The organism is Staphylococcus cornubiensis, from assembly GCF_900183575.1.
Lineage (GTDB): Bacteria > Bacillota > Bacilli > Staphylococcales > Staphylococcaceae > Staphylococcus > Staphylococcus cornubiensis.
The window spans coordinates 242,696-256,839 of the sequence record NZ_FXUZ01000001.1; the positions used below are offsets into that span (position 1 = coordinate 242,696).

Consider the following 14,144-nt stretch of genomic DNA (forward strand, 5'->3'; position numbering starts at 1 on the left):
AAAAGGTGACTCAAATGGAACTTGAACAAATTCATCAACTCATTCAACAAGGGCAATTCGAACGCGCATTACAAGAAAGTTTTAACAATATTGAAGCGCATCCTGACGAGGTCGAAAATTATATTAATTCAGGTGTGTTATTGGCAGAAGCAGGAGAAATTGAAAAAGCAGAACGATTTTTTCAACGTGCACTGACACTAAAACCAGATAATGGTGTGATTTATTATAACTTAGCCAATGTTTATTTTAATGAAGGTCGTTTTCAAGAAGCGGTCAAATTGTATCAACAAGCTTTATCACATCAGGTAGATCATAAAGATACACATTATATGTTGGGACTCTCGTTGATCCAACTCGATGCTAAAAAACAAGCGCTCCCATATTTAATGCGTGCAGCTGAATTAGATTCAAACTTTGAAGATCTTGAAGTGCAATTTCAATTTGCGTTGCTTATGTGTGAGTTGGAAATGTTTGATCAAGCGGTTCCTATTTTGAATCAAATATTAGAGCGTGATCCACAACATGCTGACGCACAATATAACTTAACATTAGCGCTTTATATGTTAAATGAAAATATTGATGCTGCTATTCAAGGATTTGAACGTGCAGTAGAAATGGACGAGCAACATCTACTCAGTCAACATGCACTTAAAACATTTCGAATAATGAAAGACGAAGAGGAGGCGTAACCATGGAGAATCCAACACTGTTTGACCATACATTTATTAAAGGTACCGTAGAAATGATTTTATTTCATAATACGGACAACCATTATACAGTGCTCAAAGTGGATATCGAAGAAACAAATGGGGACTTTGATGATATGGCAACAGTCGTTGGATACTTTCCAAATATGGTTGAAGATGAGACGTATACATTTAAAGGGCATGTCGTACAACACGCGAGATATGGGCAGCAATTAAAAGCAGAAACGTTTCAAAAAGAGATTCCTCATACTAAAGACGCTGTTATTGCTTATCTATCCAGCGATTTATTTAAAGGTATTGGTAAAAAAACAGCTGAATCGATTGTGAATACATTAGGAGAAAATGCGATTCATGATATTTTGAAAGATGGAACTGTCATAGAAAAGGTGCCTAAATTATCAAAAGCAAAGCAACAACAAATCGTAGAACAAATTCACGCCAATCAAGAAAGTGAACAAGTCATGATTCGCTTGAATGAACTCGGTTTTGGGTCGAAGCTTGCGATGGACATTTACAAGTTTTATAAAAGTGAAACATTGACTGTACTCGACCAAAATCCGTATCAACTTGTTTATGATATTAAAGGGGTCGGTTTTAATAAAGCAGACCAACTGGCACAGCAGCTCGGTATCCATCCTGAACATCCTGATCGTTTGAAAGCTGGATTGCTTTATTTAGTTGAAGAGACATGTATTAAACAAGGGCACACGTATTTACCCCAAGAAGCTTTAATTAATGAAACGATTCAACTGTTATCACAAGGAAAAGAATCGTCAATTGATCATGAGACGATGGCGCGTATTTTAGCTGAATTAGTAGAAGAAAAGCGTTTAGTGAATCAAGATGAAATGGTTGCGATACCAAGCCTTTATTATTCGGAAATTAAAAGTACGCAAAATTTATATAAAGTGTTTGCACATCGAGATCATTTAACAGAATTTGATGCATCTGATATTCAATTACATATCGGGGAAATTGAGGAAGTGAATGAAGTTCATTATGCCCCGTCACAAAAAGAAGCGTTAGAATACGCGATTCGACATAAAGTGATGCTTTTAACTGGTGGTCCAGGAACAGGTAAAACGACTGTCATTAAAGGGATTGTTCAGTTGTATGCGGAAATCCATGGCATCTCACTAGATTATGATGATTATTCTGATGAGGATGACTATCCAGTTGTATTAGCTGCGCCGACAGGAAGAGCGTCCAAACGGTTACATGAAGCGACAGGGTTAGAAGCGATGACCATTCACCGTTTAATCGGTTGGAATCAAGATACGAAGCCTCAAGACAAATTAGAAAATGAGATTCATGCCAAATTAATCATTATTGATGAGATGTCTATGGTTGACACATGGCTGTTTCATCAATTTATGGATGCGGTCCCTATGGATGCACAAGTTGTGTTAGTCGGCGATGAGGACCAATTGCCATCAGTAGGTCCTGGACAAGTTTTTAAAGATTTAATTGATGCCAACGTGTTACCGCGCATTAATCTAACAGAAGTCTATCGCCAACAGGATGGGTCAAGTATTATTGACTTGGCGCATCGTATGAAACTAGGTGAAAAAGTCGATATTACCCAACGTTTCCACGACCGTTCATTTATTCCTTGTCAAACTGATCAAATTCCACAAGTGGTAGAAAAAGTCGTGAACAATGCTGTACAAAAAGGGTATACGATGGCAGATATTCAAGTGTTGGCACCGATGTATCGCGGCAATGCAGGGATTAAAAAATTGAATCAAATCTTACAAGACATTTTAAACCCGTTAACAGACGAATCGCAACGTGAAATTGAATTTGGCGATGTGCTTTTCCGTAAAGGGGATAAAGTGCTTCAACTGATTAATCGACCGAATGATAATGTATTTAATGGCGATATTGGTGTTATTGTCGGTATATTTTGGGCAAAAGAAAATGCGCTCAATAAAGATGTCGTTGTCGTGGATTATGATGGGAACGAAATCACTTATTTACGCTCTGACTTAACAGAGCTGACACACGCCTATTGTACATCGATACATAAAGCACAAGGTTCTGAGTTTCCTATTGTCATTATGCCTATCGTGAAACAGTATTTCAGAATGTTGCAAAAACCGATTTTATATACGGGTTTGACACGTGCAAAACAATCTCTCGTTTTTCTTGGTGATGCGAAGGCCTTTAATATCGGTTTAGCGACTGCAGGACAAACGCGACTTACGCAGTTGCAATCATTCTTAGTGCAATATTTTAATCCAGACGAGCGTTCGACGGATTCAGAAGAAAGCACAGATTCATCAGAATTTATTTTAACTGAAGCAACGATGTTTAAAATCCATCCAATGATTAATATGGGTGAAGTGACACCGTATGACTTTTTAGAAATTGACAAAGTTTAAGCCTTTTTTATATAATCATAGTTAAGTTCAAGTGCATAGCCGAGTAGATGAGTATCCACTTCACAGAGACGTACAGTTTGCTGAGAATGTACGAGTGTGATTCATTGAACGCTACTATGTATGAGCACGTATATGATAATGAGTGATGGCAAAATAGCCATAACTAGGGTGGTACCGCGAAACATTCGTCCCTTTTGAGACGAGTGTTTTTTTGTATTTATTTGAATCAAGGAGTTGTAAAGATGAAAAATTTAAAAGCAAGTGAAATTCGTCAAATGTATATTGACTTTTTTGTAGAGAAGGGACATATGGTCGAACCTTCTGCACCGTTAGTCCCAATTGACGATGATACTTTATTATGGATTAACTCAGGGGTAGCGACGTTAAAAAAATATTTTGATGGCCGTGAAATACCGAAAAAGCCACGTATCGTGAATGCCCAAAAATCAATTCGTACGAACGATATTGAAAATGTAGGTTTTACTGCGCGACACCATACGTTTTTTGAAATGTTAGGGAACTTCTCAATTGGTGATTACTTTAAACGTGAAGCGATTGAATTTGCGTGGGAGTTTTTAACGAGCGAACGTTGGATGGCAATGGCACCAGAAAAATTGTATGTAACGATTCATCCAGAAGATACTGAAGCGTATGATTTATGGACAAATGTTATTGGATTAACTGAAGATCGTATTATCCGTATCGAAGGCAACTTCTGGGATATCGGTGAAGGGCCATCTGGACCAAATACAGAAATTTTCTATGACCGCGGTGAAGCATATGGACAAGACGATCCTGCTGAAGAAATGTACCCAGGTGGAGAAAATGAACGTTATTTAGAAGTATGGAACCTTGTATTCAGTGAATTTAACCATAATAAAGACCATACTTATACACCACTACCAAGTAAAAATATTGATACGGGTATGGGATTAGAACGTATGACGTCGATCTCTCAAGATGTGCGTACGAACTATGAAACAGATCTATTTATGCCTATTATCGGTCAAGTTGAGGCGATTTCAGGTAAAAAATATTTGGTGGATAAAGAGAATGATGTTGCATTTAAAGTCATCGCGGATCATATCCGTACGATAGCTTTTGCGATTTCAGACGGTGCGTTACCTGCAAATGAAGGCCGCGGCTATGTATTACGTCGTCTGTTACGTCGTGCTGTTAGATTTAGTCAAACATTAGAAATTAACGAGCCATTTATGTACCAATTGGTCGACATCGTAGCTGATATTATGGAACCGTATTATCCAAACGTTAAAGAAAAAGCAGACTTTATTGCACGTGTCATTAAATCTGAAGAAGAACGCTTCCACGAAACATTAGAAGAAGGTTTAGCGATTTTAAATGATTTAATCACACAAGCCAAATCTTCAAACCAAACGATTGCGGGAGAAGATGCCTTCAAATTATATGACACATATGGTTTCCCAATCGAGCTTACCGAAGAAATTACATTGAACGAAGGTTTAGCTATTGATATGGATGCATTTAACGATCATATGGAGGCACAACGTGAACGCGCACGTAAAGCACGACAAAGCAGTCAGTCAATGCAAGTTCAAAGCGAAGTGCTAAAAGAAATTGACACAGCGAGCAAGTTTTTAGGCTACGAAGCATTTGAAACGGAAGCGACAATTACTGATATTGTACGTGACGGCGAACGCGTAACAACAGCTGATGCAGGCGAAACGATTCATTTTATTATGGACCAAACACCATTCTATGCAGTGAGTGGTGGACAAGTCGCAGATAAAGGCACTGTCCGTAATGATCAATTTGAAATTCAAGTGACAGACGTCATTAAAGCACCAAATGGTCAACATCTTCACACAGGTGTCGTGCAATTCGGTGTTGTAAAAGAAAATAGTGAAGTCACTGCAACAATCGATCGTCAAGCAAGAACAGCGATTATGAAGAACCATAGTGCCACGCACTTATTACATGCCGCATTGAAAAATGTTTTAGGTGAACATGTGAATCAAGCAGGTTCATTGGTTGATAGCGACCGTCTCCGTTTCGACTTTTCACACATTGCACCAATGACTGCTGAAGAAATTAAACAAGTTGAACAAATGGTCAATGAAGAAATTTGGAACAGTATTCCAGTCGATATTCAAGAAATGAACATTGCTGATGCAAAAGAGAAAGGTGCAATGGCATTATTTGGTGAAAAATATGGCGATATCGTACGTGTAGTAGATATGCAACCATTCTCAATCGAGCTTTGTGGTGGGACACATGTGCAAAACACATCAGAAATCGGCTTGTTTAAAATTACAAGTGAGTCAGGTACAGGTGCAGGTGTGCGTCGTATCGAAGCCGTTACAGGTCAAAATGCATTCCTTTATTTAGAACATTATTTAGATCAATTCAATGCAATTAAGCAACAAGTGAAGGCAAAATCAGATGCGCAAGTGATTGAAAAAGTCGAGCAACTTCAACATAATGAAAAAGCTTTGAAACAAACGATTGAAGATAAAAACAAAGCATTAAATGAATTGAAAATGGGCAATATTAAAGATCAAGTTGAAATGATCAACGACTTGCCAGTGCTTATTACAGAAGTTGAAGTGGATAATGCAAAAGCAATGCGTACAACGATGGATGACTTTAAATCTAAATTACAAGATAGTATCATTGTGTTAGCGAGTGATGTAGATGGCAAAGTATCATTAATCGCTAGCGTACCGAAAGCATTAACTGACCGCGTGAAAGCTGGAGACATTATTAAAAATATGGCACCTGTAGTCGGCGGGAAAGGTGGCGGCCGTCCAGACATGGCACAAGGTGGCGGTACTGAACCTAGCAAGATAACAGAAGCATTACAATTTATTAAAAACTATATTAAATCGTTATAATGAGTGTTGAATTCATGTAAAATAGAAGTTGTAATCTCATTATGGTTTAAGGAGTGTTGGACTATGGCTAATTTTGATAAAACAATGAAATTCAACTATGATGAACTTCCAAAAGACAACGTCGAAACAGTTTTAAACAACGTCTACAAAACGCTAGAAGAACGCGGGTACAATGCTGTCAATCAGATCGTTGGTTATTTACTTTCAGGTGATCCTGCATATATTCCACGTCATAACGAAGCACGTAATCAAATCAGACACATCGATCGAGATGATATTATGGAAGAGCTTGTGTCATACTATTTAAAAAATCATAGTAAGGACGATCATGCTTAAACATAAAATTATCGGTTTAGATGTTGGAAGCCGTACTGTTGGCGTTGCGATTAGTGATTTGATGGGTTGGACGGCACAAGGTTTAGATACACTCCAAATTAACGAAGAAGAAAATGAGCTCGGAATTGACGCCTTAATTGACATTATACAAAAAGAAAATGTGGGTACTGTCGTCATTGGTTTACCTAAAAACATGAACAATTCTATTGGCTTTCGTGGTGAAGCTTCGTTAAAATATAAAGACGTACTTGCAGAGCGAATGCCAAATTTAGAAATTGTGATGTGGGATGAGCGTTTAAGTACAATGGCTGCAGAACGTTCACTGTTAGAAGCTGATGTATCAAGAGCTAAGAGAAAGAAAGTCATTGATAAAATGGCTGCGGTATTCATTTTACAAGGCTATTTAGATGGTCTGAATTAAGGAGAGAGCAAATATGACAAACGAAAACCATAATCAAGAAATTGAAATTAAAAATGACGAAACTTTATTAACTTTATTTGATGAAGAAGGCAACGAAGTCTTATATCGTAAAATGTTAGAATTTTATCATCCTGGTTTTGAAAAAGAATATGTAATTCTTGCAGAAGAAGGCGCACAAGCGGATGACGATGATTTAATCGAATTAATTCCTATGATTAATGAGCCGGATGAATCAGGAGAAGGCGGGCGCTTTTTACCTGTTGAAACTGAAGAAGAATGGGATATGATTGAAGAAGTTGTCAATACGAATATGGATGATGAAGACGATCACGATCACGAGCATTAATCGCTAATGTGAAATAGAGACTGGGATATTAAGTTTTCCTAGTCTCTATTTCTTTTTGCTATCGTTCTTTATACATTTTGGAGTATTTTCATCATTATTGCTTATTATAATATTTGTAGTTTTATAGATATACATCATGTAATGACTTACATAGTGGAGAAAGGGCGCGCATCGACATCGCTATGTAAGTCATTATTTTAAATCATCAAATTTCATGAAATGTTTCACTAAAATGACTTTTGATGCTTATCACTCAAGCAATTATGTGATAAAATATATAGAAGTCATTTTAAAGTGCTATCAATCGACGGAGTTTTAAGATAAACTCCGCGATGCGTATACAGACATCAAAGTTAAATCAGTCCAAATTGGCTGGTTTATTTTTTGATGATTTTTAGAAAATAAAAAGGAAGTCAACATAAATGGAAGATAAAAATCAATCATATCTCTTAAGTTTGAAACAATATGACAAAGATATTGACCAATTGCGTGTCTATGCTGAAACACATCAAGTCCCAATTGTTGATCAACTGTCTTTAGACCTCATTCAACAAATTATTCGTCTTCATCAGCCGAAAGACATTCTTGAGATTGGCAGTGCGATTGGTTATAGTGCGATGCAGTTTGCCTCAGTGGATAAAGAAATTAAAGTGACGACAATTGAACGCAATGAAGAGATGATTCAACAAGCGAAAATGAACATCCGTCAATATGGTTTTGCGGATCAAATTCGTTTAATTGAAGCCGATGCGACAGAAGCATTTGAAAAGGTGAACGACCGAATTTATGATATGATTTTTATCGATGCTGCGAAAGCACAATCACAACGCTTTTTTGAGCTTTATAGTCCGTTATTACGCGAAAAAGGTGTTATGATTACAGATAACATTTTATACCATGGTTTCGTTGCTGACATCGATGTCGTAAGAAGTCGGAACGTCAAACAAATGGTGAAAAAAGTACAAAGATACAATCATTGGCTAAGTCAACAACAGGATTTCACAACGAATTTTATTCATATGGATGATGGACTAGCGATATCAATAAAGGAGAGTAAACATGACTGAGTTATTAGTGACACCGAAATCTTTAAGTCACATCGAAACCTTAATTGACAAAGGTGCAGATGCATTTGTAATCGGTGAAGAAAAGTTTGGCTTGCGGTTGGCCGGGGAATTCAATCGAGAAGAGATGAAAAAAGCCGTTGAAATCATTCATAACGCTGGTAAAAAGGCATACGCTGCTGTGAACGGTATATTCCATAACTATCACATCCCAGCACTAGAAGATTATATTGCCTTTTTACATGAAATTAGAGTGGATCGCATTATTTTCGGCGATCCTGCAGTTGTGATGATCGTTAAGCAACAAGAAAATCCTATTCCGTTAAACTGGAATGCTGAAACGCTTGTTACGAACCACTTCCAATGTAACTATTGGGGAAGACGTGGTGCAAAAAGAGCAGTACTTGCGCGTGAATTAAGTTTAGAAGAAATATTGAATATTAAAGCGAATAGCGATGTTGAGATAGAAGTGCAAGTCCACGGTATGACATGTATGTTCCAATCGAAACGTATGCTTTTAGGTAACTATTATACATTCCAAGATCGTCAAATGAAAATTCAACGTAATGATGCGGCATCAGAGAGTCAGTTGTTACTTTACGATGAAGAACGTGATAATAAATATCCCGTTTTTGAAGATTATAATGGCACGCATATTATGTCACCGAACGATATTTGTTTAATTGAAGAGTTAGAACCATTGTTTGAAGCTGGCGTGGATAGTTTGAAAATTGATGGGGTACTCCAAACAGAAGAATATATTAACGTAGCGACAGCGCAATATCGTGAAGCGATTGATTTATACGAAGAAGATCCAGAAGCTTATGAGGATGAAAAATTTATGCTTGTAGACCCAATTGAAGCAATACAACCAGAGCATCGTCCGTTTGATGAAGGATTCTATTACAAGCAAACAGTATATTAAAGATAGGAGAGAGTATGAATGAAGGTACTTGAAGAAGTTAAGCCAGCAACAAAAGCGAAAATGAAAAAGCCTGAATTACTCGCGCCTGCTGGTAACTTAGAAAAATTAAAAATCGCAGTTCATTACGGTGCTGATGCTGTATTCATCGGGGGTCAAGAGTACGGTTTACGTTCAAATGCAGACAACTTTACAATGGACGAAATTCGTGAAGGTGTGGAATTTGCCAATCGTTACGGTGCTAAAATCTATATCACAACGAATATTATTGCCCATGATGAAAATATGGAAGGGCTTGACGACTATTTACAACAATTAGAAGCAACTGGTGCAACAGGAATTATTGTTGCAGATCCATTGATTATTGAAACGTGTAAACGTGTCGCTCCAAAGCTTGAAATTCATTTATCTACACAACAATCACTAAGTAACTATAAAGCGGTCGAATATTGGAAAGAAGAAGGCTTAGACCGTGTCGTGCTTGCGCGTGAAACAGGTGCGATGGAAATGCAAGAAATCAAGGATAAAGTGGATATTGAAATTGAAGCTTTCATTCACGGCGCAATGTGTATCGCATACTCTGGTCGTTGTACACTGAGTAACCATATGACGGCACGTGATTCTAACCGTGGAGGGTGTTGTCAAAGTTGTCGTTGGGATTATGATTTATTGACAGTAGATGAAGACGGCGAATTGGATGTGTATTATGAAGATGGCAATGCCGTTCCATTTGCGATGAGTCCGCGTGATTTGAAATTGATTGAATCGATTCCGAACATGATGGATTTAGGTATTGACTCACTTAAAATCGAAGGTAGAATGAAATCTATTCACTATATTGCAACAGTGGTATCTGTCTATCGTAAAGTGATTGATGCTTATGCTGAAGACCCAGAAAACTTTAAAATTAAACCGGAATGGCTCTTTGAATTAGATAAATGTGCAAACCGTGATACGGCACCTGCATTTTTCAAAGGGACACCAGGTTATGAAGAACAAATGTTTGGAAATGAATCGAGTAAAAAAGCGCCGTTTGACTTTATCGGTCTTGTGTTAGACTATGATAGTGAGACTCAAATGGCGACAATCCAACAAAGAAATCACTTTAAACCAGGCCAAGAAGTTGAGTTTTTCGGACCTGAAATTGAAACCTTTAAACAAGTCGTCGATAAGATTTATGATGAAGAAGGAAATGAACTTGATGCCGCACGACACCCATTACAAATCGTGCAAATCAAAGTTGACCAGCCTATTTATCCAAACAACATGATGAGAAAGGAAGTTTAAAGAATGGCAACAACGATCATTGGTATTGCTGGAGGCTCTGGTTCGGGTAAGACATCTGTGACGAATAAAATTATGAATAATTTAGAAGGCCACAGTGTCGCACTTATTGAACAAGACTATTATTACAAAGACCAATCACATCTTACATTTGAACAACGTCTGAAAACAAATTACGATCATCCTTTTGCGTTTGATAATGATTTGTTAATTCAAAATCTTAAATCATTACAGTCAGGTCAAAGTGTAGAAGTTCCAACTTATGACTACACAAATCATACACGTAGCGATAAAACGATTGCATTTCAACCTAAAGATGTTATTATCGTAGAAGGTATATTTGCGCTCGAAAATGAAGAATTGCGCAATATGATGGATGTAAAAATTTACGTAGACACTGATGCAGATTTAAGAATTTTGCGCCGTCTTGTGAGAGACACCAAAGAGCGTGGTCGTACAATGGAGTCTGTCATTGATCAGTATCTAACTGTTGTGAGACCAATGCATAACCAATTTATTGAACCGACTAAAAAATTTGCGGACATTATTATTCCTGAAGGCGGTTCAAACAAAGTTGCTATTGATATCATGACAACTAAGATTCAAGCACTTGTACGTAAAAAAGATTAAATCATAGTTAAAGGAAGATGCAAACAATGGAAAACCAAAAACAATATCCAATGACGCAAGAAGGATACGAAAAACTTGAAAAAGAACTAGAAGAATTAAAAACGGTTAAACGACCAGAAGTAGTTGAAAAAATTAAAGTTGCACGTAGTTTTGGCGACTTATCAGAGAACTCAGAGTACGATGCAGCGAAAGATGAACAAGGCTTTATCGAGCAAGACATTCAACGTATTGAAACAATGTTACGTCATGCTTTAATCATTGAAGATACAGGTGACAATCATGTTGTTCAAATTGGTAAAACAGTTACATTTGTTGAACTTCCTGGTGACGATGAAGAGTCATATCAAATCGTGGGTTCAGCAGAATCTGATGCGTTTAACGGTAAAATTTCTAACGAATCACCAATGGCACAAGCACTTATTGGTAAACAAGTAGATGACGAAGTACGTGTGCCACTACCAAACGGTGGAGAAATGAACGTAAGAATTGTAGATATTCATTAAAAAAATAATTGCGACAAGGATAGGGAACACTGTTAATTATCTTAATGGTTGTATTTTGCTAAACTTGTCTGCTCATTATAAATCATACATTTTTATCATTGCCATTATGGATTTGCTTTCTTAGGGGTTGTCCTTTCAACGACCAACACTTTTATTAGACATTTTTTGAAGTGATGATGGTTGCACTGATTCGACATGACCCCGCAGGAATCTTATTCATATTGGCAATTTTAGTTTTAAGATGGATAAAGTATGAACTTGTGTTTTGAAAATGAAAAATTCCAATGTTATTCTGCCATGCTGAACTGAAATGTATTCATCATTTTAACATCATCAATCTACATAGAAGCATTTGATATGTCCCATTTCCTTTTTTGAATTCCGAGCATAAGTCTATTATTTCAATCAATACTTAATTGTCACTGATAATCTATAATGATAAAATATATATTTGTAAGGGCTTTCTGAAAGGGGGATACGCATGCATTTTCGTCAAATTAGTGAGCAATCTTTTATGATTTACTTCAAAGCGCAAATTAGCGAATCGGTATATGAACATGTCAACGCTGTAGTCGCCCATCTACATCAGATAAATCATCCACATGTAGTAGAAATCGTGCCATCATATCGCGCTGTTATGGTTTATTTCGATGGGATTCAAATTAATTTCGACACGTTAATCGAAGCGTTGCAACTGGATGCGTTTGATTATGAACAAAGCCAGGCATACACTCGAGGTACGAAAATCGTTAATATTCCAGTATTGTACGGCGGTAAATGGGGGCCAGATATTGGTATTGTTGCTGAACACAATCATTTAACTATTGAAGAAGTCATTCAATATCATACTGAAAAATATTATCTCGTTTACATGATTGGCTTTATGCCTGGTTTTCCATTTTTAGGCGGCTTGAGCCCTCGATTACATACACCGAGAAAAGAAGAGCCTCGAATTAAAATTGATGCAGGTTCAGTGGGGATTGCGAATAATCAAACAGGACTATATCCGTCAGATTCACCTGGAGGATGGCAAATTATCGGGCGTACACCGATTGATGTTTTTAATCCAAAACGTGAGCCTAAAATTTTATACCAACCAGGCGATAAAATTAAGTTTTATTCGATTAATGAAGAGGAATTTTTACATATTCAAAAGTATGTGCATAAAAACCAATTAGATTATGATGAATGGGTGATGATAGAAGATGTCCATTAAAATTATGAAACCTGGATTATTTACGACAGTTCAAGATATGGGACGTATAGGTTATCAGTTTGAAGGATATTCTCCTGCTGGTGTAATGGATTGCCCAAGTTATGAAATATTAAACACGCTATTAGAAACAAAGGGTCAACCTGCATTAGAGTTTACGATGATTGGACCACAAATTAAATTTTTAGGGCAGAATTTATTTGCTATTACTGGGGCACAGTTTTCAGCAACATTAAATGGTGAACCGATACCACATCAAACTGTTATCAAAGCAGAAAAACATGATGTTTTAGATATCGGTCCTGTCATTCATGGGATGCGGGGTTACATTGGTTTTGCTGAACCTTTAGATATTCCACTTGTTGAAGGCAGTTATTCGACACATACACGTACTGGTATCGGTGGTTTCAAAGGACGTGCGTTAAAAGCGAATGATATTATTCCAACACAACCTTCATATATAGACAATCGTTTAATTGGTCGCTCAAGTGATTTTTCAAGTTTTACGAAGGCTCGCCATTTACCAATAGGATTGATGGATGGACCACAACTAGAATCTTTCACACGTCGGACAATTAAAGAACTGGAACACCTTGAATTTACCATTTCAGAAAATTCTGACCGAATGGGTTACCGTCTCAAAGGGGCATCGATTCAACCATTTGCAGATGCTGATATCATCTCAGAGCCTGTTGCATTAGGAAGTGTGCAAGTACCTAAGGATGGCAATCCTATTATTTTACTCAATGACCGCCAAACTGTAGGAGGCTATACTAAAATCGGTACCGTGATTGATTGTGATATTGTTGACATTGTGCAAAAACAGCCGGGAGACAAGCTGACATTTGAGTGGATTACATTTAATGAAGCGAATGAAATTTTATCACGTAAAAACAGAAAGCTAGAAGAGGCGAAAGCTCAAATTCGTCAACAACCACAACGCTTTCTGAAGTACATTAGACCTACGCAACAAAAAATCAAAACGGTTTTAAAAGGAGACAGTTTACCATGGACTTAAAACAAATAGAGCAAACTTTAAACTTATTAAAACAATACGGGGCTAAGCATTTCAGATATAGCGATGATGAGATGGAGCTTGAATTAGATTTATCATCTATTCAACAAACTGAAGCACCTAATGATGATGAAATGTCTTCACAAACATCAAATAATAGTCGCACGAAACAAACGCAGTCAACAACAGATCAAGCTGAAAATGATACAAAAGTAATTCGGTCACAAATGATTGGAACGTTTTATTTGCAAGATGAAAAAGAATTAACGAAGCCTGTTGTTAAAGTTGGCGATAAAGTGAGCAAAGGGGATATTATTGGTTACATTGAAGCGATGAAGGTGATGAATGAAGTGACAGCAGATGAGGCTGGTGAAGTTCAAGAAATTTTAGTCGATCATGGCGAGAATATTGAGTTTAACCAAGTTATTTTAACGTTAAAGTAAGGG

14 protein-coding genes are annotated in these 14,144 nt (G+C 37.1%); all 14 read left to right on the plus strand.

Going from position 1 to position 14,144, the window contains the following annotated elements; translation table 11 throughout:
- Nucleotides 1-14 precede the first annotated feature (14 nt).
- Nucleotides 15-689 (plus strand): tetratricopeptide repeat protein, encoded by a 675-nt coding sequence (locus CCE82_RS01270; RefSeq protein WP_086427626.1) that lies wholly within the window; start codon nucleotides 15-17, stop codon nucleotides 687-689.
- A gap of 2 nt (nucleotides 690-691) precedes the next feature.
- Nucleotides 692-3,091: an SF1B family DNA helicase RecD2 gene (gene recD2, locus CCE82_RS01275; protein ID WP_086427627.1), complete on the plus strand. Its 2,400-nt coding sequence runs from the start codon at nucleotides 692-694 to the stop codon at nucleotides 3,089-3,091.
- A gap of 242 nt (nucleotides 3,092-3,333) precedes the next feature.
- Nucleotides 3,334-5,964, plus strand: coding sequence for an alanine--tRNA ligase (gene alaS, locus CCE82_RS01280; protein WP_086427628.1), 2,631 nt, complete (start codon nucleotides 3,334-3,336; stop codon nucleotides 5,962-5,964).
- A 63-nt stretch (nucleotides 5,965-6,027) separates the two neighbouring features.
- Nucleotides 6,028-6,300 (plus strand): IreB family regulatory phosphoprotein, encoded by a 273-nt coding sequence (locus CCE82_RS01285; RefSeq protein WP_086427629.1) that lies wholly within the window; start codon nucleotides 6,028-6,030, stop codon nucleotides 6,298-6,300.
- Nucleotides 6,293-6,721, plus strand: coding sequence for a Holliday junction resolvase RuvX (gene ruvX / locus CCE82_RS01290; RefSeq protein WP_086427630.1), 429 nt, complete (start codon nucleotides 6,293-6,295; stop codon nucleotides 6,719-6,721). The genes CCE82_RS01285 and ruvX overlap by 8 nt, the downstream gene beginning before the upstream one ends.
- 13 nt (nucleotides 6,722-6,734) lie before the next feature.
- Entirely contained in the window at nucleotides 6,735-7,067 is a 333-nt protein-coding gene (locus CCE82_RS01295; protein WP_086427631.1) for a DUF1292 domain-containing protein, read from the plus strand.
- 422 nt (nucleotides 7,068-7,489) lie between these two features.
- The gene (locus tag CCE82_RS01300) at nucleotides 7,490-8,134 is read left to right on the plus strand and encodes an O-methyltransferase (RefSeq protein WP_086427632.1); all 645 of its coding nucleotides are present in this window, start codon (nucleotides 7,490-7,492) and stop codon (nucleotides 8,132-8,134) included.
- The gene (locus CCE82_RS01305) at nucleotides 8,127-9,056 is read left to right on the plus strand and encodes a peptidase U32 family protein (protein WP_086427633.1); all 930 of its coding nucleotides are present in this window, start codon (nucleotides 8,127-8,129) and stop codon (nucleotides 9,054-9,056) included. The genes CCE82_RS01300 and CCE82_RS01305 overlap by 8 nt, the downstream gene beginning before the upstream one ends.
- Before the next feature lie 18 nt (nucleotides 9,057-9,074).
- Entirely contained in the window at nucleotides 9,075-10,340 is a 1,266-nt protein-coding gene (locus tag CCE82_RS01310; RefSeq protein ID WP_086427634.1) for a peptidase U32 family protein, read from the plus strand.
- Nucleotides 10,341-10,343: 3 nt separating this feature from the next.
- A complete protein-coding gene (udk, locus tag CCE82_RS01315; protein ID WP_014613750.1) occupies nucleotides 10,344-10,967 on the plus strand; it encodes a uridine kinase in 624 nt (207 codons plus the stop codon).
- Nucleotides 10,968-10,993: 26 nt separating this feature from the next.
- Nucleotides 10,994-11,470, plus strand: a complete 477-nt coding sequence (gene greA / locus CCE82_RS01320) for a transcription elongation factor GreA (RefSeq protein WP_019169715.1) — start codon at nucleotides 10,994-10,996, stop codon at nucleotides 11,468-11,470.
- 481 nt (nucleotides 11,471-11,951) lie between these two features.
- Nucleotides 11,952-12,686 carry a 5-oxoprolinase subunit PxpB gene (pxpB, locus tag CCE82_RS01325; RefSeq protein WP_086427635.1) on the plus strand — a complete coding sequence of 245 codons (735 nt, stop codon included), beginning with the start codon at nucleotides 11,952-11,954 and terminating at the stop codon, nucleotides 12,684-12,686.
- Entirely contained in the window at nucleotides 12,676-13,701 is a 1,026-nt protein-coding gene (locus CCE82_RS01330; protein ID WP_086427636.1) for a 5-oxoprolinase subunit C family protein, read from the plus strand. The genes pxpB and CCE82_RS01330 overlap by 11 nt, the downstream gene beginning before the upstream one ends.
- Entirely contained in the window at nucleotides 13,692-14,141 is a 450-nt protein-coding gene (locus tag CCE82_RS01335) for an acetyl-CoA carboxylase biotin carboxyl carrier protein (RefSeq protein WP_086427637.1), read from the plus strand. Before CCE82_RS01330 ends, CCE82_RS01335 begins: the two co-directional genes overlap by 10 nt.
- Nucleotides 14,142-14,144: the final 3 nt, after the last annotated feature.

Excerpts from the sequence above, each read along its gene's own strand:
- CCE82_RS01300 (WP_086427632.1), top strand. The coding sequence starts at position 7,490 with ATGGAAGATAAAAATCAATCATATCTCTTAAGTTTGAAACAATATGAC.
- CCE82_RS01335 (WP_086427637.1), top strand. The coding sequence starts at position 13,692 with ATGGACTTAAAACAAATAGAGCAAACTTTAAACTTATTAAAACAATAC.
- CCE82_RS01270 (WP_086427626.1), top strand. The coding sequence starts at position 15 with ATGGAACTTGAACAAATTCATCAACTCATTCAACAAGGGCAATTCGAA.
- ruvX (WP_086427630.1), top strand. The coding sequence starts at position 6,293 with ATGCTTAAACATAAAATTATCGGTTTAGATGTTGGAAGCCGTACTGTT.
- greA (WP_019169715.1), top strand. The coding sequence starts at position 10,994 with ATGGAAAACCAAAAACAATATCCAATGACGCAAGAAGGATACGAAAAA.
- alaS (WP_086427628.1), top strand. The coding sequence starts at position 3,334 with ATGAAAAATTTAAAAGCAAGTGAAATTCGTCAAATGTATATTGACTTT.
- recD2 (WP_086427627.1), top strand. The coding sequence starts at position 692 with ATGGAGAATCCAACACTGTTTGACCATACATTTATTAAAGGTACCGTA.
- CCE82_RS01285 (WP_086427629.1), top strand. The coding sequence starts at position 6,028 with ATGGCTAATTTTGATAAAACAATGAAATTCAACTATGATGAACTTCCA.
- CCE82_RS01295 (WP_086427631.1), top strand. The coding sequence starts at position 6,735 with ATGACAAACGAAAACCATAATCAAGAAATTGAAATTAAAAATGACGAA.
- CCE82_RS01305 (WP_086427633.1), top strand. The coding sequence starts at position 8,127 with ATGACTGAGTTATTAGTGACACCGAAATCTTTAAGTCACATCGAAACC.
- CCE82_RS01310 (WP_086427634.1), top strand. The coding sequence starts at position 9,075 with ATGAAGGTACTTGAAGAAGTTAAGCCAGCAACAAAAGCGAAAATGAAA.
- udk (WP_014613750.1), top strand. The coding sequence starts at position 10,344 with ATGGCAACAACGATCATTGGTATTGCTGGAGGCTCTGGTTCGGGTAAG.
- pxpB (WP_086427635.1), top strand. The coding sequence starts at position 11,952 with ATGCATTTTCGTCAAATTAGTGAGCAATCTTTTATGATTTACTTCAAA.
- CCE82_RS01330 (WP_086427636.1), top strand. The coding sequence starts at position 12,676 with ATGTCCATTAAAATTATGAAACCTGGATTATTTACGACAGTTCAAGAT.